Below are 20,784 nucleotides of genomic sequence, written 5' to 3'. Positions count from 1 at the left end.
AATCGACCGAGCAACCGCTTGTTAGAGACCGGCGGCCGGGCTAGCGTGGGCGCATGCTGATGCGCGCGGCCGTGCTGACCGCCTTCGACGCCCCGCTGGAGGTCCGCGACGTCGAGATCGCCGACCCGGGCCCCGGCGAGGTCCGGGTCCAGATCAAGGCGTCCGGCGTGTGCGGCTCCGACCTCAAGGCCATCGACGGCAAGAGCCCGGTCGTCTCCCGCCTGCCGTTCATCCTCGGCCACGAGAGCGCCGGCATCGTGGAGAGCACCGGCCCCGGCGTGACCGGCGTCGCTCCCGGCGACCACGTGATCGTCGCCATGAACGGCCCCTGCGGGAAGTGCCGGAGCTGCGGCGCGGGCCGCTTCCACCTGTGCTCGGGGCGGGCCAGGATGACCGCCGTCATGGGCGGTCCGCCCCGCGCCACCCTGGACGGCGAGCAGGCCCGCCGCTTCATCGGCATCGGCTCGTTCGCCGAGTACACCGTCGTCGCCGAGGCCATGTGCGTGAAGATCGCCCCTGATGCCCCGTTCGACGCCATGTGCCTGCTGGCCTGCGGCGTCGTCACGGGCGTCGGCGCGGTGCTCAACGTCGCCCGGGTCACCCCCGGCTCCTCCGTCCTGGTCGTCGGCTGCGGCGGCGTCGGCCTGAACGTCATCCAGGGCGCCGTCCTCGCCGGCGCCACCACGATCATCGCCGCCGACGTGGCGGAGCCGAAGCTCAAACTGGCCGAGCGCTTCGGCGCCACCCACACCCTCACGCCCGCCGACCTCCCCGCCCAGGTGGGCGAACTGGCCAACGGCGGCGTCGACTACGCCTTCGACGTCACGGGCGTGCCCGGCGTGCTCGCCAGTACCTTCGCCGCCACCCGGTCGGGCGGCGCCACCGTCATGGTCGGCAGCCCTCCGGCCGGCCGCCCGATCGAGCTCGACCCCGCCCTGCTGTTCGCCTCCCGCCGCCTCATGGGCACCCAGGGCGGCGACGCGGCCCCCCACCGCGACCTGCCGATGCTCGCCGACCAGTACCGGCGCGGCCGCCTCGACCTCAACGGCCTGATCACCGAACGCCTCCCGCTGGACCAGATCAACGACGCGATCACCCACACCAAGCAGGGCACGGTCGCCCGCTCCGTCATCGTCTTCTGAGCCGATCCACTGAAGTACAGTTCGCTGGAACGTACTTCAGTGCATGCGGAGTCGCCCATGGTAAAGCCCGCCTACATCTTCGATCGCGACTGGGAGTGGCAGGCACTCACGGAGTTCGCCACCGGGACCCAGCCCGAGGTGGCCTTCGGGGTGGTGAGCGGGCGACGGCGGCAGGGAAAGACCTTCCTGCTCCGCGCGCTGGCCGAGGAGCTCGGCGGCTTCTACTTCGAGGCCACCGAGGGCACCGACATCGAGCTGCTCCGGCTCTTCGGCATGACCCTCGGACAGCACACCGGCTCCCCCGTGGGCCTGCCCTTCGCGGACTGGCGGGACGCGCTGACCTTCATGTTCTCGCTTCCCGGTGAGCGGCCCATGCCGTTGATCATCGACGAGTTCCCGTACCTGATGAAGGCCAATCCCGCTCTGCCCTCCATCCTCAAGCAGGAGATCGACCTGCGTGGCCGGACGCATCGCGGCACGAGCCAGGCCAGGCTGCTGATCTGCGGGTCGGCCCTGTCCGTCATGGGCAAGGTGCTGTCCGGACAGGCTCCGCTGCGCGGCCGCGCCCGGCTGGAGCTGGTCGTCCAGCCGCTGCCGTTCCGCGCGGCCGACGAGTTCTGGGAGCTCGAAGATCCCCGGCTCGCGGCCATGGTGCACGCGATCGCCGGGGGCACCCCTGCCTATCGGCATGAGTTCGTGGCGTCGGACACACCCCGGTCGCTGGAGGACTTCGACGCCTGGGTGGTCCGCTCCGTGCTCGACCGGCGCCGCCCTCTCTTCCGCGAGGGCCGGTACCTCCTCGCCGAGGAGGCCGACATTCGCGACCCGGCCCTCTACCACTCGGTGCTGGCCGCCATCGCGGAAGGCAACCACACCTGGGGGCGCATCGCCGGGCACATCGGCTACAAGTCCTCCGACATCACTCATCCGCTGCGGGTGCTGGAAGACTGCGGGCTGGTGGTCAAGGAGCGGGACGCGTTCCAGTCCAACGCCACCTGTTACCGGATCGCGGAGCCGATCATCGCCTTCTACCAGGCGATCATGCGCCCCGAGTGGGCCGCCCTCACCACCGGGCACGCCGCCCAGGTCTGGGAGCGGGCTCGCGGGCGCTTCTCCTCCGCCATCATGGGTCCGCACTTCGAGACACTCTGCCGGGAGTACGCCTCCCGTTACGGCGACGACCTGTTCGGGCCCGTCGGCGAGGTCGCCGCGGGCACCGTGACGGATCCCGGCAGCCGCGACAAGAAGGAGCGCAAGATCCAGATCGACGTCGCGGTGCTCTCGCCCGCCTTCGCCGGCGAGCCGAGAAAGGTGCGCTCCCTGGGCGAGGCGAAGTGGGGGAAGGTGATGGGACTGCGGCACCTGGACAGGCTCCGCCAGGCGCGTGACCTCCTGGAGGTCAAGGGTTACGACACGAGCGAGACGGTGCTCGCCTGCTACGGCGGCGCGGGCTTCGACGAGGAACTGACGGCTGCGGCCCGGTCCGACGCGCGGGTCCTGCTCGTAGATCTTCCTACTCTTTACGGATCGACTGTGAGTCGCTAATCTAAAGAACATTAGAAGATTAGAGGAGGCGGTATGTCCTATCCCCCCGCGCGTTATCTGGGTGAGAGCGGCGAGAGCACCGGGGTGCTCCGGCCGGCCGTGCAGGAGCCCGACCTGGTGATGAGCCCCGGCGGCACCCAGGTGCACTACCTGAGCACCGGAGCTTCCACGAACGGCGCGTTCGGGCTCTACCGGTGGGAGATGGGCCCGAAGCCCGGCGGGGCGAGCCCGCACTTCCACCGGGGGATGACCGAGTCCTTCTACGTCCTGTCCGGCAGCGTCCGGCTCTACAACGGCGTCACGTGGACGGACGGGACACCGGGTGACTTCCTGTACGTGCCCGAGGGCGGCATCCACGCCTTCAGCAACGAGTCCGGGCAGCCGGCGACGATGTTGATCCTGTTCACGCCGGGAGCGCCGCGCGAGGCCTACTTCGAGGCGCTCGCCGACATCAGAACCAACGACCGGCAGCTCAGCGACGAGGAGTGGACCGAGCTGTTCCGACGCCACGACCAGTTCATGGTCTGATGCCCGACTTCCCGGAAGAGCCGATCTACCAGCAGCTCGCCCGCATCGGCAAGGCGCTGTCCAATCCGGTCCGGCTGCGCCTGCTCGACGTGCTCGACCAGCGCGAACGTACGGTCGAGGAGCTGTCGGAGGAGGCGGGCGTGGCGCTGAAGAACACCTCGGCCCAGCTCCAGCAGCTCCGCGCCGCGCACCTGGTGACCAGCCGGAAGGACGGCACCCGGGTCTACTACCGGCTGGCCGACGAGCGGGTGTCGCGCTTTCTCGGCCAGTTCCAGGGGTTCGCCCACGAACGGCTCGCCGATCTGCGGGACGCCGTCGAGGAGCGGCTCGGCTCGTTCGAGGCGGTGACGGCCGCCGAGCTGGCCGCACGGCTGCGGGAGCCGGACACGGTGGTCGTGGACGTGCGCTCGGCCGCGGCCTACGCCGAGGGGCATGTGCCCGGCGCGGTGTCGGTGCCGTTGAAGGAGTTGCTGGACCGGCTGGGCGAACTGCCCGGCGACGCGGAGATCATCGCTTACTGCGGCGGGCCGTACTGCGTGGTCTCCCCTCGTGCGGTGGAGGTGCTGCGCTCGCACGGCTACCGGGCGCGGCCCCTGGACGGTGGCCTCACCGGCTGGCGCCGTTCGGGGCGCGCCGTCCAGGAATCGCCTTAGATCCGGCTTCGGGCCGGATCCGACCGAGGGACAGATCAGGCCGAGGGACAGATCAGGCCCAGGGTCAGATCAGGCCCAGGGACAGCATCGCGTCGGCGACCCGGCGGAAGCCGTCGATGTTGGCGCCCGCCACGTAGTTGCCCGGCATGCCGTACTCGTCGGCGGTCTCCACGCAGCGGCCGTGGATGTCGCGCATGATCTCCCGCAGGCGGAGCTCGGTGGCCTCGAAGGTCCACGAGTCGCGGCTGGCGTTCTGCTGCATCTCCAGCGCGCTGGTGGCCACGCCCCCGGCGTTGGCGGCCTTGCCGGGGCCGAAGGCGACGCCCGCCTCCAGGAAGATCTTGATGCCTTCAGGGGTGGTGGGCATGTTCGCCCCCTCGCCGACGGCCACGCAGCCGGTCTCCACCATCTTCGCGGCGTCGCGGCCGGTGATCTCGTTCTGCGTGGCGGACGGCATCGCCACCTCGCAGGGCACCTCCCACACGCTGCGCCCCGGCACGAAGGCGACGTGATCGCCGCGGCGGGCGGCGTAGGTCTCCAGCCGGCCGCGCTCGACCTGCTTGATCTGCTTGAGCAGCTCCAGGTCGATGCCCTTGTCGTCGACCACGTAGCCGGCAGAGTCGGAGCAGGCCACCACCCTGCCGCCGAGCTGCTCGACCTTCTCGATGGCGTAGACGGCCACGTTGCCGGAGCCGGACACCACGACCGTCTTGCCGTCGAAGGAGGTGCCGCGCGCCCTGAGCATCTCCTCCACGAAGAACGCGCACCCGTAGCCGGTGGCCTCGGTGCGGACCTGGGCGCCGCCGTACGACAGCCCCTTGCCGGTGATGACGCCGGACTCGAAGCGGTTGGTGATGCGCTTGTACTGGCCGAACAGGAAGCCGACCTCGCGCCCGCCGACGCCGATGTCACCGGCGGGGACGTCGGTGTACTCGCCGATGTGGCGGTAGAGCTCGGTCATGAAGCTCTGGCAGAACCGCATGACCTCCCGCTCGGAGCGCCCCTTGGGGTCGAAGTCCGAGCCGCCCTTGCCGCCGCCGATGGGCAGGCCGGTCAGGCTGTTCTTGAAGATCTGCTCGAACCCGAGGAACTTGACGATCCCCAGATAGACCGACGGGTGAAAACGCAGCCCACCCTTGTACGGCCCCAGCGCGCTGTTGAACTCGACCCGGAAGCCGCGGTTGATGTGCACCTCGCCGCTGTCGTCCGCCCACGGCACCCGGAAGATGATCTGCCGCTCGGGCTCGCAGATGCGCTCGATGATCTTCGATTCGGCGTACTCAGGATGCTTGCCGAGGACCGGCCCGACGCTCTCCAGGACCTCGCGCACCGCCTGGTGGAACTCGATCTCCCCGGGATTGCGCCGAAGGACGTTGTCATAGATCGACGACAGCTTCTCGTGCAACACCGAAGTCCCCCAGTTCACGTACCGTTACATTCCTCACTTTAAGGGGCGGCAATAAGTGAGATGTATCCGGGGCGGCGGGACGGGCGAAGAACCGCCGGGTGGTCAGCTCTGCCCGGACATGACGGGGACGGGCGGGCGGGCCGGGGCGTCCTCGTCCTCGTGCCCTTCCACCGACAGGTTCGGCAGCAGCCGGTCCAGCCAGCGCGGGCACCACCAGTTCCACCGCCCCAGCAGCACCATGGTCGCCGGGACCAGGAAGCCTCTGATGATGGTGGCGTCCACCGCGATGGCCGCCGCCAGCCCCACCCCGAAGGTCTTCACCATCGGATCCGGGTAGGCGATGAACGCGGTGAAGACCGCGACCATGATGAGCGCCGCCGAGGTGATCACCCTGCCGGTCGAGCCCAGCCCTTCGGCGACCGAGCGCGCGTTGTCCCCATGCTTGAGGTACGCCTGCCGTACCGCCGTGAGCAGGAAGACCTCGTAGTCCATCGACAGCCCGAACAGCACCGCGAACAGCATCAGCGGCACATAGCTCTCGATGGGCACCGAAAAGAAGATCGTCTGCAGGTACGAGCTGTTCGCCGGCGCGTCCATGCCGACCAGGCCGCTGCCCAGCCCGATGGAGAACACCAGCGCCAGCGCGCCGAAGGCGGCGCCGAGGGAGACGAGGTTCATCAGCGCGGCCTTGATCGCGACAATCGGCGCCCGGAAGGCGAACAGCAGCAGCAGCGCGCTGAGCAGCACCACCACCCCGATGACGAGCGGGGTGCGCTCGGCCATCCGGTCGGCCGCGTCGGTGAGCCCGGCCACCTCGCCGCCCACATGCGCCTGCACGCCGTCGACGTCCAGCCGCCGGATCTCCCTGACGACCTCGGCCGCCCGGGCATCGCTGGGGGCGTACTCGGGCACGACCTGGATCATCACGGCGTCGCCGGAGTCGTTCTTCTTGGCCTCCGACACGTTCGCGACCCCGTCCACGGCCTCGATCGCGCTGCTCAGCCGGTCGACGGCGGCGTCTGCGCCGGTCACCTTCGCCACGACGGTCAACGGCCCGTTGATGCCGGGGCCGAACCCGGAGGCCATCAGCTCGTACGCCCGCCGGGAGGGCTCGCCCTTCGCGCCGTACCCCTCGTCGAGCGAGCCGAGCTGGAGCGCGAGGGCGGGCGCGGCGAGCGTGGCCAGCACGAGCGCGCTGCCGACCAGGACCGTCCACGGCCGCCTGGCCACCCAGGAGCCGAGCCCGCCCCAGCCGGACGACTCGGGCCGGCGGCCGAGGAAGGGCACCTTGAGCGTGTTGACGCGGTGGCCCAGCAAACCGAGCTGCGCGGGCACCAGCGTGACCGAGGTGAGCACGGCGGACACGACCGAAATGCCGGTGATCCAGCCCAGTGTGCGCAGCAGCGGGAACCCGCCCAGCATGAGCGCGCTCAACGCGATGATCACGGTGCCGCCGGCGAACACCACCGCCCCGCCGGAGCTGGCCACCGCCCGGCGCACCGCCTCCTGGACCGGCAGCCCGGAAGCGAGCAGCCTGCGGTGCCTGGACAGCAGGAACAGCGCGTAGTCGATGCCGACGCCGAGGCCGATCATCGTGGCCATGATGCCCGCCTGCTTGGGCACGTCCACGACATGGCCGAGCAGGCCGATCACACCCAGCCCCGAGGCGACGCTGACGAGCGCGGTGAAGATCGGCACCAGTGCGGCGGTGAGCGTGCCGAACGCGAAGATCAGCACCAACAGGGCGCACACCACGCCGATGACCTCGCTCGGCCCGGTCTTGATCTCCTTGTCCGCCGGGGTGGAGCTGTCCGCGGGAACGACTTCCAGCCCCGCCTGCCTGGCCGGCTCGGCGGCCGCCGACAGAACCTGGGTGTTCTCGGCGAGCTTGGTGCTGTCGTGCCCTTCCATCCGTACGGTGACCAGGCCGATCCGCAGGTTGGAGGCGATGCCGCCCCTGCGGTAGGGCGAGTCGACCTGGACGACGTGCGGCAGGGTGCGGAGGTCCGCGACGGTCCGCTCCACGGCCTGCTTGGGCCGATCCTCGGTGAGCGGCCCGTACGGGGAGTAGATCACCAGCTGTACGGTGCCGCCCTGGTCATAGCCGGGGCCGAAGCCGTCGCGCATCAGGTCGTGGGCGCGCTGCGCGTCGGTGCCGGGGATGCTGGCGTCGTTGCTGACCGGGCTGCCCAGCACGATGCTGCCGCCCATCAGGGCCGCCGCGGCGATCACCCATAAGGTCAGGACGAGCCGGCCGTGGCGGGCACACCAGCCGCCCAGCCGTCCCAGAAAACGCGACATCGCCCGTTGTCCCCCGTTCACGCCCGTCCTGTACGGTCGTTCAGGCAATACGATAAAGCCAGATATATCGGGAGGCTGTATCACCCATGGAAATGAGACGATGACCACAGCCGACGACACCCGCACCCGGATCCTGGCGGCCGCACGGGCCCTGTTCGCCGAGCGCGGTTACGCGCTCACCTCGCTGGCCGACATCGCCGCCGCGGTGGGACTGACCAAGACGGCCGTCGCCTACCACTTCCACCCGAAGGACCGGCTGGCCGCCGAGCTGCTGGCGCCCGCCGCCGAGGATCTGCTGACGCTGCTCGGCACCGACTTCGCCGGTGACCGGCGGGCCACGGTCGAGGCGCTGGTCACCTTCATGGTCCGGCACCGCGCGGTGAACCGCCTGCTCATGGAGGACATCGGCAGCGCCGACGACGCCCCGCCGGGCTCGCCGGGCGAGGCCATCCGGGCCTTCCGCGACGAGCTGCTCGCCAAGCTCACCGGCCCCGACCCGGACGACGAGACCCGCCTGCGCGGCTGGGCCGTACTGGGCGCCCTGCAGTGGGGCACCGCCCAGACCATGAACCTGCCCGAAGAGCGGGTACGCGAGTCACTGCTACGCACGACCCTGGCCATAGAAGACCTTTCGCCTCGCTAGGCCCAAGCCTGCGAGGCCCCGTGCTTTGCCGGGCCCGCGCCGAGCCGAGCGCTTGCCGAGCTGAGCCCTTGCCGAGCTGAGCCCTTGCCGAGCTGAGCCCTTGCCGAGTTGAGCCCTTGCCGCACCCGGCGTTCCCGGGCCTCCGGAAGGCGGGCTCAGAGGCCGAGGACGTCGCGTTCGACGTGGTCGAGCGCGAACCGGACGGCCCCCAGCGACACGCTCTCGTCGCCGAAGGTCGAGGTGACCACCTGGGGCGCGCTCAGGCACAGGTCCGCGAGGTGGCGGCCCCCGCTGAGGTCGGCGAGCGAGGCCACGATCCGGTCGCCGCCGAGTAGCATCGGCCGACATATGTTAGTTGGTTACATAAGTGAGGTTCGACATGGTGACGCTGGCCGTCGTAGGCGCGGGCTCGCGAGGCACCGGTTACGCCCGCCACGCGGTGGAGTCCGGCCGGGCCCGGGTCGTCGCCGTGGCCGATCCTGACGCGAGCCGGCGGGCCAGGTTCGCCGACGCCGCGCCGTACCAGGACTGGCGTGAGCTCGCGGCGCTGGACCGCCAGGCCGACGCGGTGATCATCGCGACGCAGGACCGGGACCATGTCGAGCCGGCCGTGCGCTTCGCCGAGCTGGGCTACGACATCCTGCTGGAGAAGCCGATGGCGGTCTCCGAGGACGACTGCCGCCGGATCGTCGCCGCGGCCGAGCGCTCCGGCTCGGTCTTCGCCGTCTGCCACGTGCTCCGCTACACCCCTTACACCCGCGCGCTCAAGGCGCTGCTCGACGCCGGCCGGATCGGCGAGATCGTCAGCATCCAGCACCTGGAGCCGGTCGGCTGGTGGCACCAGGCGCACTCCTACGTGCGCGGCAACTGGCGCAGGACGGACGAGTCGACGTTCATGTTGCTCGCCAAGTCCTGCCACGACCTCGACTGGCTGGTCCACCTGACGGGCCGGCAGGTCACCCGCGTCTCGTCGTTCGGCGGGCTCAAGCACTTCCGCGCCGAGAACCGGCCGGAGGGCGCGGCGGACCGCTGCCTGGACTGCGCGGTCGAGCCGGACTGCCCCTACTCCGCCAAGCGCGTCTACCTGCCGCTGGCCGGCCAGGAGCGCTGGCCCGTCACCGTGCTCACCGACGACGTCACCGAGCAGGGCATCGTGGCGGCGCTCAGGACCGGCCCGTACGGCAGATGTGTGTACGCCTGCGACAACGACGTGGTGGACCACCAGGTGGTGAACATGGAGTTCGAGGGCGGCGCGACCGCGGCGTTCACCATGACCGCCTTCACCCCCGCCGGGCACCGCCAGACCCGGATCTTCGGCACCCGGGGCTCGATCGACGGCGACGGTGACCGCCTTACCGTGCACGACTTCGTCACCGGCCGGGCGCAGACCATCGACACCCGGCCCACGGGCGACGCGACGGCCGCGGGCGGACACGGGGGCGGCGACGAGGGCCTGATCGAGGCGTTCCTCACCGCGGTCAGCAGCGGAGACCGCACCCCGATCCTCTCCTCCCCCGCCGACAGCCTGCACAGCCATCTCATCGCCTGGGCCGCCGAGCGGTCCCGGCTCGAAGGCGCGACCGTCACGCTGGAAGAACCCCCCGGTTGAAGGCCGGACACCTCACAGCCGCCACGGCGCTCGGCGTCAGCCTGATGGCCTGCGGCTCGTCCCCCCAGAGCGAGCCCGCCGCACGGGGCGACGCCCGCGGGCCGATGCTGCTCGTCCTGCTCTTCCAGCGGCGCATCGTCGCGGGGCTCACGGCAGGCGCCCTCACATAGCGATCACGGGACGTCTTGACACCTTTACTGCTACGTTTGTGCCCTTTAATCCCATTATTGCGGAGAGGATCCTGAGGTGCGGCGATACGGCGGGCTCATCGGCGGCCTGATGACAGGGTTCCTGGTCGTGGGGTGCTCCGCCCTGCCAGGGCTGAACAGGAACGCGGCGCAGGCACCGAGCACACCTCCGCCGAGCGCCACAGCGCCCAGCGTCCTCTCGGGCCAGGAGGCCACCGCGATCATGAAGGACTACATCGAGCGGAACAACCTCGCCAACAAGGCCAGAAGCGACAAACTGCTGGCGGCGTACGAAGGCGGCTCCAGCCTGGCCATCGACAAGGCCGGCTACGCCTCCAGCCGCAAGCTGCGCAAGACGATCAAGCACGAGCCCTTCGGCTACACCTCGCCGACCTTCTACCCGGGAACCGGCGGGGAGCGGCCCTGGCTGCTGACCCTGGCGCACTGGCAGCGCAAGAAGGACATCTCGAAGGAGGCCACGTACCTGCTGTTCACCCGCGAGGGCGACGACGGCTGGCGGCAGGTCTACTCGCCCGACACCTTCGACGGCACCTCCCCCCAGGAGCTGCCCGCCATCGCGAAGGACGCCTCGGGCGCGGCCACCGAGGTCGGCCAGGACGACACCGGCCTGATCATGTCACCCGCCGACTTCGCCAGGAACTACGCCGCCCACCTGGCGGGCAAGGGCGGCAAGGCGGCCGGGACCAGGTTCGCCACCGACCTGCTCGCCAAGAACGCCGCGTCGAAGCGCCTGGAGATGAACAAGTTCGCGCGCGTCAGCGAGGTCACCCGGGCCACCCGCTACCCGTCGTACGCCGTGCGCACCGCCGACGGCGGCGCCCTGGCCTTCACCACCTTCCAGCGCGACCGGCGCTACGACGTGCGGCAGAGAACGCCGCGGTTCTACGTCTTCCAGCAGAACAGCGGGCTGCTGCCCGGGAAGTACTACACGAACATGAAGACCACGGAGCTGGTGCAGGTGGTGGCCCACATCCCGGCCAAGGACGCCAAGCCGGGACAGGTCAAGGTGCTCGGCTCCTACTCCGGCCTCATCGCGGGCAGCGGCCGCTGACCTGCCCCGCGGTCACGGCCTGCGAAGGCCCTTGGAGGTTGCCCACCACGTTGTGCAGTCCGATGGGGGCGGCCGGCGGCAGGGGCGCGGGCGGGTCGGCCGGGTGGGCGCGGAAGGACTGCAGCAGCAGCGCCGCGAGCCTGCGGGAGGCGGCCACCGCCGTCTCGGTCGTGTCCGCGATGATGCCGCCGTTGGCCATGATCAGCAGCGTGAGGTCCTCCTGCGCGAAGTCGGCGCGCAGCTGCCCGGAGGCCTTGGCACGCTCCGTCAGCTCGGCGAACCCCTCCTCGGCACAGGCACGTACGCCCTCGAAGTCAATGCTGTCAGGAAACGCTGAGACGAACGCCGCCGTGAACCCTTTGTCCACGGCCTGCATGGCGCAGATCCTCTCGACCGCGGTGCAGAACCCCCGCCACGGGTCGGGATCGGCCAGCGCGTCGTCCACCACCGACGCGCAGGCCGCCATCTGGTCGGCGAAGGCCGCGGTGACCAGCGACTCCTTGGTGGGGAAGCGACGGTAGAGCGTCGCCACCCCCACACCGGCCCGCCGGGCGATCTCCCGCATGGTCACGTCGATCCCGCGCGCGGCGAACGTCTCACGCGCGACCTCGAGGATGCGGTTGCGATTGATCAGCGCGTCGCTTCTCAGCGCCTGCGGCTCGGCGGGGTCACGTACCAGCAGAGGAGTCCGGGCGGTCATGCTCCCCACCTTACGTCAACCGGACCGGGTGTTCCGGTTTCGGCGCTCAGGGGGTTTCCGGTGGCTCGGGGGTGAACGTGGGGGTCGTGGAGGGATCGTCCGGGTCCTGCGTCGAATCGGCGGGGGTGCCCACGGTGATCACGACGGGGGTGCCCGGTCCGGCGCAGCCGCCCGGCGGTACGGACTGGGCGATGGCCAGGTCGACCTGCGCCTGGTCCTCCACGACCTGGCGGCGCACGGTCACGGCGAAGCCGGCCGCACGGAGGGCGCCGCGGGCGCCGGCCCGGGACTGACCGACCACCGACGGCACGGCCACGCCGTGTCGGGCGACGTGGAGCGCCACCTGGGTGCCGCCCGAGACCCGTTTGCCCGACTTGGGGGCACTGGACAGGACCCGGCCGTCCGGGTCGGTGGCGCAGGTCCTGCTGATCGGGCCGACCGCCAGCCCGGCGCTGGTCAGGGCCGCTTCGGCCGCTTTACGCTGCAGGCCGACCAGGGCCGGGACCGGCAGACCCGCTGACACGCGCAGGGCGACCATGGTGCCTTTCGGCACGGAGATACCGGTCCCGGGGCTGCTGCCCAGCACCTGGCCGATCTTCTCCGCGGAGTCGGCTTCGGTCACCGCGCCGGCGGCCAGGCCGGCCCGCCGGATCGCCTTGAGCGCGGCGGCCCGGCTCAGGCCCTCCAGCGGAGGCACGGCGACGTTCACCGGGAGGAGGGTGGGCGGCGGGTCGTCCGCGGGAGCTTTGCGCGGCCGGCTGCTCTGCTTGGTCCGTATGGGGGTGGACCCGTCCACCGGCGACACGGTCTCCACCGGCCGGCCATCGGCGACGGACGGCTGCGCGCCTCCCTGCGCGGGCAGATCGTCCTGCCTCAGGGCCGGCGCCAGCAGAGTGACCAGTACGGCCGCGCTCACCAGCAGAGCCCCGAAGACAGCCGCCCCCGCCCGCCCCATCGCCTGCCCAACCCGCCGCCTGGAGGCCTCCCGCGAACCGAGAACCTCCCCGCCCACCCGCGACCGGTCGTCGGATAACCGGTAGCCGGCGGGCGCCCCGGTCGCCTCGGGCTCGGCCAGGGGCGGGGGCTCGGTCCTGGGCAGGGGTACGGCCGGGGGCTCGGCCCCGGGCGGAGGTACGGCCGGGGGCTCGGCCCCGGGCGGAGGTACGGCCGGGGGCTCGGCCCCGGGCGGAGGTACGGCCGGGGGCTCGATCCTGGGCGAGGGTACGGACCCGGGCGGAGGCTCAGCCATGGGCGGGGGTACGGCCACGCTCGGCGGGACGCGCAGGATGTGCGGCGGCGGGGAGCGCAGCACCTCGGCCGGCGCCCCGCCCGACTCCCCCAGCAGCGCGAGCAGCAGGTCCCTGCTGGTGGGCCGGTTACGCGCGTCCTTGTCCAGACACGCCACGACCAGCTCCCTGAGCTGCCCGTCCAGCCGCCCGAGCTCGGGCTCCGCCGTGAGGATGCGGTGCAGCACCGGCGCCACCGAATCCTGCCCGAAGGGGGCGCTCCCGTTGGCCGCGAAGCAGATCGTGGCCCCCCACGAGAACACGTCCACCGCCCCGGTGACGGCCGACGCGGTGATCTGCTCGGGCGCCATGTAGGCGGGCGTGCCGACCCCCCTGCCGCTCACCGTCGCCGCCGCGTCGAGCGCCTTGGCCAGGCCGAAGTCGATCACGCGGGGGCCGTCGGGGCCGAGCAGCACGTTCTGCGGCTTGAGGTCGCGGTGCACGATGCCGGCCCGGTGGATCGCGGTGATCGCGGTGGCGGTGCCGACCGCCAGCCGTTCGAGGGCGCCGCCACGGCGCGGGCCGGCGACCATGACCTCACGGGCCAGCGACGGCCCGTCGACATACTCACTCACGATGTACGCCCGGTCCTCGTCGAACCCGGCGTCCATCACCTGAGCCGTGCAGAACCGGGCCACATGCTTGGCCAGCTCCACCTCGCGCAGGAACGCGTCCTGCTCGTCCCCCACCGGCCCATGCAGCAGCTTGACCGCGTACGTGTCCTCGTCCCGAGTGCCGAGGTACACCACTCCCTGTCCGCCCTCGCCCAGGCGCCCGCCCAGCTCATATCCGCCGATTCGCCGCGGGTCCCCCGTCCGGAGCGGCTGCGCCACTGGCACGGGGCGCCTCCCCTCGCCGCCACCCCATTACTCCTCCACTGAAGGCAACCGGTGCCGGAGAGTCAACGGCGGCCGGGCCATCGCCGCCTGACCGTGACACTCGCGGTCAGGAGACGCGCGAGACCTTGCCCGAGTAGGTGACCTCCTGCTCACCTCGGCGAATGACCGATATGGCCATCTGGTTCGCCTCGGCGGTCGGCAGCATGCGCAGCGTGCCCGGGTAGCATTCCGCACCCTCGACCTCGCCGAGTTCGTACACCAGCGCTTCCCCGGCTGGGCTGAGCATCCCGGAGCATCGCAGGTCGGCACCCCATCGCATGCTGGACGTGGGCCCGCCGTCCAGCCGGATCTCCACCGGGAACACGCGATCGGCGCTCGGATGCTCGGCCGAGCCGGTCCAGACGCCGTTCGCCCCCGGCCCGCCGCTCAGCGTCCAGAGCGCCACCGCGGCGATCACCAGCACGGCGACCGTCACAGCCGTCGCGGCGAGCCGCCAGGAACCCGGCCGCCCCCTTGCCGTCCTCGCCACCGGCAACCGCGGTCCGGACTCGGGCAGCACCGTGGGCTGCGGCCGCGTGACGGTGACAGCAGCCCGCGGCGCGGCCTGCTCCGACGACGCATGCGCGTCCGGATCCACAAGCGCCGCCAGCGCACTCCGCGCTCCCGTGGTACGCGTACCCCCAGAACCGGGCACCCGCCAGTCGACGGTGTCAGGGGCACCGGAGTCGGCCGCGTCGACCGCGGGCCGAGGTGCCGCGTCGAACACAGGCTGAGGGGCGGCAGCGCGGAGAGCGACGGGCTCAGGGGCGGCGGCGCGGAGGGCGGCGGGCTCAGGGGCGGAGCCGAGGGCAACCGGCCCGGAGGCGGCGGGCTCGGGGGTGGTGTCGAGGGCGGCCAGGGCGCCGGTGGAGAGGACGTCTCGGCCGGTCAGGTCGTGGCTCAGCAGTCGGCGGAGCACCTCTTCGGCGTCCGGCCGGTCACCCGGCTCGACCGCCAGGCAGGCGTCGACGAGCTCACGCAGCCGCCCGGTCAACGTGCCCAGGTCCGGCTTGCCGTACAGGATCCTGGCGAGGACCTCCTGGTGGGTCTCGGCGGTGTAGGCGTGCCGGCCGTTGGCGGTGTAGGCGACGGTCAGTGCCCAGGCGTACAGGTCGGCGGGTGGTCCGGCGGGCTCGCCCTTGATCCGCTCGGGCGCCAGGTACGCGGGGGTGCCGATGGGGAACCGGCCGGTGGTGGCGGTGCTGTCCATCGGCCGGGAGATGCCGAAGTCGATCACGCGCGGGCCGTCCAGGCTGAGCAGCACGTTGCCCGGTTTGAAGTCGCGGTGCACGACCGCCGCGCGGTGGATGGCGCCGAGCGCGGTGGCGGTGCCGATGGCCAGGCGGTGCAGGGAGCCGCCGATGCGCGGACCCTGGGCGATGACGTGCTCCGTCAGCGAGATCCCGTCCACGTACTCGCTGACCAGGTACGGCCGGTCGCCTTCGAGGTCGGCGTCGAGCAGTTGGGCGGTGCAGAACGGCGCGACCCTGCGTACGGCCTCGACCTCGGCCCGGAACCTGCGGCGCACCGCCTGATCGTCGGACAGGCCGGCGTGCAGGAGCTTGATCGCGACCTTGGCCCCGTTGCCGGTGTGGCCCAGGTAGACGACGCCCTGGCCGCCCTGGCCGAGCCGTGCCGAGAGCCGGTACGTGCCAAGGCGGCGCGGGTCAGCGGCACGGAGGTCGGACATAAGCCACCATTATGCCGCTATCACACGAAGCGGGCATAAGCATCGAGCTGCCGGAGCGCCGCGTCCGTCGGGGCGCTGGCCAGGGCGAGCACGGCCTCCTCGATGCCCAGCTCGGCGAGGTAGTCGAGCTTCTCCCGGGTCGGCAGCGTGCCGAACGGGACGACCCGGGCCATCGGCCGCCCGGCCTTCTCGCAGGCCTCGCGCAGCGCGGGCAGCGCCGTCCTGATCCCTTTGCCGCCGATCGGCATCCAGCCCTCGGCGTACTCGGCGACGTGCGCGAACAGCTTCGGCCCCGCCGCGCCGCCGACGTACACGGGCGGGCCGGAGATCGGCTTGGGCCACGACCAGGACGGCTCAAAGCCGTCGAAGGCGGCCACGTCGTCCCGCCACAGCGCTTGCATCGCCAGCACGTTCCGCCGCGCCACCTCCCGGCGTGAGCGGTACGGCACGCCGTGGTTGGCGATCTCCTCCACGTTCCAGCCGAAGCCGACGCCGACCACGACTCGGCCGCCGGACAGGCGGTCCAGGGTGGCGAGGGCCTTGGCGGTGACGATCGGCTCCCGCTGGGCAGCGAGCAGGATGCCGGTGCCGAGCCGGAGCCGCTCGGTCACGGCCGCGGCGAAGGACAGGGCGACCAGCGGATCGAGGGTGCGTTTGTACTCCTCGGCCAGCTCGGCGTCCCCGTTGGCCGGGGGCGTGCGGCGGGAGACGGGGATGTGGGTGTGCTCGGGCAGGAAGAGGGAGGAGAACCCGCGCTCCTCCGCCGCCCTGGCCAGCTCGTGGACGGGCATGGACCGATCGGTGGCGAACATCGTGAGACCCAGCCGCATGAGACCTCCCATTCAACCAAGCGATTGCTCGGCAAAGATTTCTAGAGTAGCTTGCCGACAGAGATACGCCCCGCGGAAAGAGGTCTCCCAGGTGAAGTTTTCCATCTTCCTGAATCCGCAGATCCCCGGCTCCGGCTACGCGGCCGAGGAGAACGCCAAGGCCAGGCGGCCCATCGGGCGGGACACGGAGTCGTATCAGAAGTTGCTGCACGAAGTGCGGGAGATCGCCGTGCACGCGGACCAGATCGGGTTCGACGCCCTCATGATGACCGAGCACCATTTTCACTCCGAAGGCATGGAGTTCTCGGTCAACCCGTTGATGTTCCTCACCGATCTGGCCGCCAGGACCGAGCGGATCCTGCTCGCGCCACTCGGCATGGTGCTGCCCGCCTGGGACCCGATCAGGGCGGCAGAGGACGTGGCCCTGCTCGACCAGTTCTGCAAGGGGCGGTTACGGCTCGGCGTGGCCCGCGGCTACCAGAACCGCTGGATGAACGTCCTGGGCCAGCGCTGGCACACGGCGGCGGCCAGATCCGACGGCTCGGCGTCCGACACGCGTAACTTCGACGTGTTCGGCGAGGTCCTGAAGATCATGAAGATGGCGTGGACCCAGGAGACCCTCCGCTACAAGTCCGACGTGCTGGACTACGAGGTGCCCTACCCCTACGACGGCATCGAAGGCTGGCCGGCCGTCGAATGGACCAAGACCTTCGGCGCCCCCGGCGAGATCTCCGACGACGGCAAGGTGCAGGCGGTCTCCGTCTGCCCGAGGCCGTACCAGAACCCGCACCCCGAGCTGTGGCAGCCCTTCACGATCTCCGACCGGTCGGTCATCAGGGCCGCGCAGGAGAACATCCTGCCGTGGCTGTTCACCCCCGACCCGGACGACCACGCCGCCAAGGCCAAGCTCTACCAGGAGGAGTCGGCCAAGCAGGGCCGCGACTACAAGCTGGGCGAGCACACCGGCATCCTCAAGATCGTCGGCATCGCGGAGACCACCGAGGAGGCGATCACCACCTACGGTCGCAACATTCCCAAGGACTTCGCCGCCTTCTTCGGCCCGTTCGGCTATCTGGAGGTGCTGCGCAAGAAGGAGGACGAGAAGCACCGGCCCATCTCGCCGGAGAAGGGCGATGCCAAGCGGATGCGGGAGGTGGAGATGGCGCTGTTCGGCACGCCGGACGACGTCAAACGCGGCATCCAGCGGATGCTCGACCGGATGCCCGACCTGGAGTGGTTCGGCCTCTACATGCAGGGCCAGCAGGGCGTGCTCCCGCTCGACACGGTCAAGCGCAACCTCGAACTGTTCGCGACCAAGGTCATCCCGGAGTTCCAATGAAATTCTGGCTGGGCGCCTCCTTCGTGCCGACCGACCAGTTCGCCGAGCTCGCCCGCGCCGCCGAGCGCTGTGGCTTCGACACGCTCACCCTCTCCGACCACCTCTTCTACGCCGAATTCGGCTCGAAGTACCCCTACTCCACCTCCGGCAAGCCGCGCTGGAACGCCGAGACGCACTGGCCCGACGTGTGGGTGACGATCGGCGCGATGTCGGCGGTGACGAGCACGTTGCGCTTCGCGCCGAACGTCTACATCGCCCCGGCCCGCGACCTGATCACCGTGGCCAAGCAGGTGTCCACGGCGGCGGTGCTGTCGAACGACCGGGTGTCGTTCGGCGTGGGGGTCGGCTGGTGCGAGGAGGAGTTCGCCGCCACCGGACAGGACTTCCACACGCGGGGGCGCAGGCTGGACGCGATGCTCCCGGTGCTGCGCGAGCTGTGGGCCGGCCAGGCGGTCACGCTCGACGGCCTTCCCGCCCTGACCATCTCCCCCACCCCGCGCGAACGCGTCCCCGTGCTGGTCGGCGGGGACAGCGAGGCGGCGCTGAAGAGGGCGGCACGGGCGGGTGACGGCTGGATCGGCAACCGGATCTACACCGAGGAGCAGCTCGACGGCGTCCTGACCGCGCTCAGAGGACACCTGGACGAGCACGGCAGAACCGGCCCGTTCGAGATCATCGCACCGCTGGCCGTCATGCCCGACGCCGACACCTACCGCCACTTCGCCGCCAAGGGCGTCACCGGCACCCTGGCGGCCCCCTGGTGGCTGGCCACCCCCGAGGAGAAGGCCGAGCACGGCAAGGGCAGCCTCGCCCTCAAGATCGCCACCATGGAGCGCTTCGCCGAGGAGGTCATCGCCAAGATGTAGGCGGTAGCCTCGTGGCGTGCTGGAAGAGATCGCGGCCACGCGTTACGTGACGCCGCTACGCGAGGGCGGATCGCTGCCCGGAGTGGTCGAGGCCGACGATCTCGGCACCTACGTGGTGAAGTTCCGGGAGGCCGGTCAGGGGCGGCGCGTCCTCGTCGCGGAGATCATCTGCGGCGAGCTGGCCCGGCGCCTCGGCTTCATGACCCCCGAGCTCAAGGTCATCGACCTCGACCCCCAGCTCGGCATCCGCGAGCCGGACGAAGAGGTGCAGGACCTGCTCAAGGCCAGCACCGGCCACAACCTGGCCGTCGACTTCCTGCCCGGCGCGCTCGGCTTCGAACCGCTCGCCTGGCCGCCCGATCCGGCGTTCGCGGCCCGGCTCATCTGGTTCGACGGCCTGATCCACAACATCGACCGGAGCTGGCGCAACCCCAACCTGCTGCTCTGGCATCGCGACATCTGGCTGATCGACCACGGGGCCGCGCTCTGGTTCCACCACAACTGGCGGACCGCCGACCCGCAGCGCACGTTCGACGCGAGCGACCACGTGCTGGCGCCGTTCGCCGCCGACCTGACGGCCGCCGGGGACGAGCTGCTCGCGCGGATCACCCCCGAGCTGCTGGAGACCGTGACGGCCCTGGTGCCGGACGAGTGGCTCGCCGACGAGCCCGGCTTCGACTCCGCGCAGTCCGTACGGGCGGCGTACGTCGAGCATCTCCTGGCGCGGGCGCGCGGGCCGCGCACGTGGCTGACCCGCACGGAGCCGAAGACCCAGCGCCCCGGCCCGGGGTCGGTCGGCGCGTTCTGGCGGGGAGAGCGCGCATGAGCAGGGACGTCTACGAGTACGCGGCCATCCGCGTGGTGCCCAGGGTGGAGCGCGGCGAGCTGATCAACGCGGGCGTGCTGCTCTACTGCCAGCCGCGCGCCTACCTCTGCGCCCGCGTGGAGCTCGACCCGCACCGGCTGCACGCCCTCGACCCCACCGCCGACATCGACTGTGTACGACAGGCGCTCGGCACCTACGAGCTGGCCTGCGGCGAGGAGTCGGGGCCGCTGGCCGGGGAGTCGCTGGGCGGCAGATTCCGCTGGCTGACCGCGCCACGCAGCACGATCGTCCAGGCCGGCCCGGTCCACGTCGGGCTCACCACCGACCCCGAGGCAGAGCTGACCCACCTGTTCAGCAAGCTCGTCCGCCTGTGACTGAAAGAGTCTCGTCCGCCCGTAACCAGATGATCAATTCTAAGGGATGCCTGCAGGGGGTGTGGGGGGCGGCCGAAGCCACCGCGAGACGGTCAGGCGGCGGGCTGCCGACCCTGGTTGTCAAGGTGACAGCGGGCGGTCAGGCGTCAGGGTCGACTTCGGGGTGCGTGAACCGCACGGGCTTGCTCAGCGACCGGGCGTAGGCGATTTCGGCTCGGGTGCTGTCTCCTATGTAGCCGCCGACTACGAGCACCTCATCAGCGAGCCGGATCTTCGCTTGGTGCAGATCGTCGAGTCGAACCTTCAGCGCCTCGGCCTCGACAGGATCGGACCAAAGTTCGTGCGGCGACTTCATGTCACAGCCCGGTTTTACGACAATCTTTCCGGCTTTTGTCTCCCGCAGATCGGCCTCGGTCATCTCGGTCATGAAGCGGGTGGAGCCGCAGATCACGACGATACGCGGGAGGCTCAGCTGCTTCTTCGCGTCGGCGAGTTTCTCCTCGGGGGTGAGTTGCGGGTATGACACTGATTCCTCCTGGTGCTGTGGTCCAAGGGGTGCCCGCGGAGACGAGAACGGCCGCCAACGAACGCGAGACCCTCCTCGACCTCCTGGCCGCCGAACGCGAGCTTCTGCGAGAGCGCCACGGACGGCCGGCCCGTAAAGGTGAACGGGAACGGCCTGGTGCAGCCCTGTTCATGCCGCTGCGGCAGGCCATCCAATTGATCAACGAGACCTTCAAGGGACAGCTTGACCTCGAACGGCACCGAGGGCGCACACCCGGAGGGGTCATAGCCCACGTCATGCAACGCATCCTCGCGCTGATCGCCGCGATCTGGCACAACGACGCGACCGGACAAACCGTCCTACGCTCACTGATCGCCTACGATCACTGACCCCTTGGAATA

20 protein-coding genes and 1 pseudogene are annotated in these 20,784 nt (G+C 70.7%); 13 read left to right on the top strand and 8 right to left on the bottom strand.

Annotated features, from left to right (window positions below; all coding sequences use genetic code 11):
* Positions 1-53: 53 nt before the first annotated feature.
* The 4 genes from OHA68_RS24160 to OHA68_RS24145 are packed head-to-tail and all read left to right on the top strand — an operon-like array spanning position 54 to position 3,868.
* Entirely contained in the window at positions 54-1,142 is a 1,089-nt protein-coding gene (locus OHA68_RS24160) for an alcohol dehydrogenase catalytic domain-containing protein (protein ID WP_327102278.1), read from the top strand.
* A 57-nt stretch (positions 1,143-1,199) separates the two neighbouring features.
* The gene (locus OHA68_RS24155; protein ID WP_327102277.1) at positions 1,200-2,687 is read left to right on the top strand and encodes an AAA family ATPase; all 1,488 of its coding nucleotides are present in this window, start codon (positions 1,200-1,202) and stop codon (positions 2,685-2,687) included.
* A 33-nt stretch (positions 2,688-2,720) separates the two neighbouring features.
* Positions 2,721-3,215 (top strand): cupin domain-containing protein, encoded by a 495-nt coding sequence (locus OHA68_RS24150; protein WP_327102276.1) that lies wholly within the window; start codon positions 2,721-2,723, stop codon positions 3,213-3,215.
* Positions 3,215-3,868, top strand: a complete 654-nt coding sequence (locus OHA68_RS24145; protein WP_327102275.1) for an ArsR/SmtB family transcription factor — start codon at positions 3,215-3,217, stop codon at positions 3,866-3,868. Before OHA68_RS24150 ends, OHA68_RS24145 begins: the two co-directional genes overlap by 1 nt.
* A gap of 64 nt (positions 3,869-3,932) precedes the next feature.
* Here OHA68_RS24145 and gdhA read toward each other — a convergent pair whose 3' ends face one another.
* Together gdhA and OHA68_RS24135 are read right to left on the bottom strand one after the other, a co-directional pair.
* Entirely contained in the window at positions 3,933-5,276 is a 1,344-nt protein-coding gene (gdhA, locus tag OHA68_RS24140; protein WP_327109548.1) for an NADP-specific glutamate dehydrogenase, read from the bottom strand.
* Between the two features lie 102 nt (positions 5,277-5,378).
* Complete coding sequence (locus tag OHA68_RS24135) at positions 5,379-7,577, bottom strand: MMPL family transporter (protein WP_327102274.1); 2,199 nt, start codon at positions 7,575-7,577, stop codon at positions 5,379-5,381.
* Positions 7,578-7,677: 100 nt separating this feature from the next.
* Here OHA68_RS24135 and OHA68_RS24130 point away from each other — a divergent pair, with 100 nt between their 5' ends.
* Positions 7,678-8,220: a TetR/AcrR family transcriptional regulator gene (locus OHA68_RS24130; protein ID WP_189141500.1), complete on the top strand. Its 543-nt coding sequence runs from the start codon at positions 7,678-7,680 to the stop codon at positions 8,218-8,220.
* 155 nt (positions 8,221-8,375) lie between these two features.
* Here OHA68_RS24130 and OHA68_RS24125 read toward each other — a convergent pair whose 3' ends face one another.
* Positions 8,376-8,558: a hypothetical protein gene (locus OHA68_RS24125; protein WP_327102273.1), complete on the bottom strand. Its 183-nt coding sequence runs from the start codon at positions 8,556-8,558 to the stop codon at positions 8,376-8,378.
* A 29-nt stretch (positions 8,559-8,587) separates the two neighbouring features.
* On the opposite strand from OHA68_RS24125, the gene OHA68_RS24120 reads away from it, so the two are divergent.
* The 3 genes from OHA68_RS24120 to OHA68_RS24110 all read left to right on the top strand — a co-directional run bounded on the left by OHA68_RS24120 (position 8,588) and on the right by OHA68_RS24110 (position 11,089).
* Positions 8,588-9,829: a Gfo/Idh/MocA family protein gene (locus tag OHA68_RS24120; RefSeq protein ID WP_327102272.1), complete on the top strand. Its 1,242-nt coding sequence runs from the start codon at positions 8,588-8,590 to the stop codon at positions 9,827-9,829.
* On the top strand, positions 9,826-9,999 hold the full coding sequence (locus OHA68_RS24115; RefSeq protein ID WP_327102271.1) for a hypothetical protein: 174 nt from the start codon (positions 9,826-9,828) through the stop codon (positions 9,997-9,999). Before OHA68_RS24120 ends, OHA68_RS24115 begins: the two co-directional genes overlap by 4 nt.
* A 76-nt stretch (positions 10,000-10,075) precedes the next feature.
* Positions 10,076-11,089, top strand: a complete 1,014-nt coding sequence (locus OHA68_RS24110; protein ID WP_327102270.1) for a hypothetical protein — start codon at positions 10,076-10,078, stop codon at positions 11,087-11,089.
* Here the strand turns inward: OHA68_RS24110 and OHA68_RS24105 are convergent.
* The 4 genes from OHA68_RS24105 to OHA68_RS24090 all read right to left on the bottom strand — a co-directional run bounded on the left by OHA68_RS24105 (position 11,067) and on the right by OHA68_RS24090 (position 16,473).
* Positions 11,067-11,789 (bottom strand): TetR/AcrR family transcriptional regulator, encoded by a 723-nt coding sequence (locus OHA68_RS24105; RefSeq protein ID WP_327102269.1) that lies wholly within the window; start codon positions 11,787-11,789, stop codon positions 11,067-11,069. The two genes, OHA68_RS24110 and OHA68_RS24105, sit on opposite strands and share 23 nt — an antisense overlap.
* Positions 11,790-11,835: 46 nt before the next feature.
* Positions 11,836-13,914: a protein kinase domain-containing protein gene (locus OHA68_RS24100; protein WP_327102268.1), complete on the bottom strand. Its 2,079-nt coding sequence runs from the start codon at positions 13,912-13,914 to the stop codon at positions 11,836-11,838.
* 106 nt (positions 13,915-14,020) lie between these two features.
* Entirely contained in the window at positions 14,021-15,643 is a 1,623-nt protein-coding gene (locus OHA68_RS24095; protein ID WP_327102267.1) for a serine/threonine protein kinase, read from the bottom strand.
* 20 nt (positions 15,644-15,663) lie between these two features.
* Positions 15,664-16,473: a TIGR03619 family F420-dependent LLM class oxidoreductase gene (locus OHA68_RS24090; protein ID WP_327102266.1), complete on the bottom strand. Its 810-nt coding sequence runs from the start codon at positions 16,471-16,473 to the stop codon at positions 15,664-15,666.
* Between the two features lie 91 nt (positions 16,474-16,564).
* Between OHA68_RS24090 and OHA68_RS24085 the strand changes: the two genes are divergently transcribed.
* From OHA68_RS24085 to OHA68_RS24070, 4 genes are read left to right on the top strand one after another with little or no spacing between them, the layout of a single operon-like run.
* Positions 16,565-17,812: an LLM class flavin-dependent oxidoreductase gene (locus OHA68_RS24085; RefSeq protein WP_327102265.1), complete on the top strand. Its 1,248-nt coding sequence runs from the start codon at positions 16,565-16,567 to the stop codon at positions 17,810-17,812.
* Entirely contained in the window at positions 17,809-18,678 is an 870-nt protein-coding gene (locus OHA68_RS24080; protein ID WP_327102264.1) for a TIGR03619 family F420-dependent LLM class oxidoreductase, read from the top strand. The genes OHA68_RS24085 and OHA68_RS24080 overlap by 4 nt, the downstream gene beginning before the upstream one ends.
* A gap of 16 nt (positions 18,679-18,694) precedes the next feature.
* Positions 18,695-19,504, top strand: coding sequence for a HipA family kinase (locus OHA68_RS24075; RefSeq protein ID WP_189141490.1), 810 nt, complete (start codon positions 18,695-18,697; stop codon positions 19,502-19,504).
* Entirely contained in the window at positions 19,501-19,878 is a 378-nt protein-coding gene (locus OHA68_RS24070; protein WP_327102263.1) for a DUF3037 domain-containing protein, read from the top strand. Before OHA68_RS24075 ends, OHA68_RS24070 begins: the two co-directional genes overlap by 4 nt.
* Positions 19,879-20,017: 139 nt before the next feature.
* On the opposite strand, the gene OHA68_RS24065 is transcribed toward OHA68_RS24070, so the two are convergent.
* Complete coding sequence (locus tag OHA68_RS24065) at positions 20,018-20,404, bottom strand: hypothetical protein (RefSeq protein ID WP_327102262.1); 387 nt, start codon at positions 20,402-20,404, stop codon at positions 20,018-20,020.
* A 35-nt stretch (positions 20,405-20,439) separates the two neighbouring features.
* On the opposite strand from OHA68_RS24065, the pseudogene OHA68_RS24060 reads away from it, so the two are divergent.
* A pseudogene (locus tag OHA68_RS24060) lies at positions 20,440-20,772 on the top strand (IS982 family transposase); the annotation flags it as partial.
* Positions 20,773-20,784: the final 12 nt, after the last annotated feature.

It is taken from the genome of Nonomuraea glycinis, assembly GCF_035920485.1.
Classification (GTDB): Bacteria; Actinomycetota; Actinomycetes; order Streptosporangiales; family Streptosporangiaceae; genus Nonomuraea; species Nonomuraea glycinis.
This window is presented reverse-complemented; position numbering and strand designations above follow the sequence as displayed.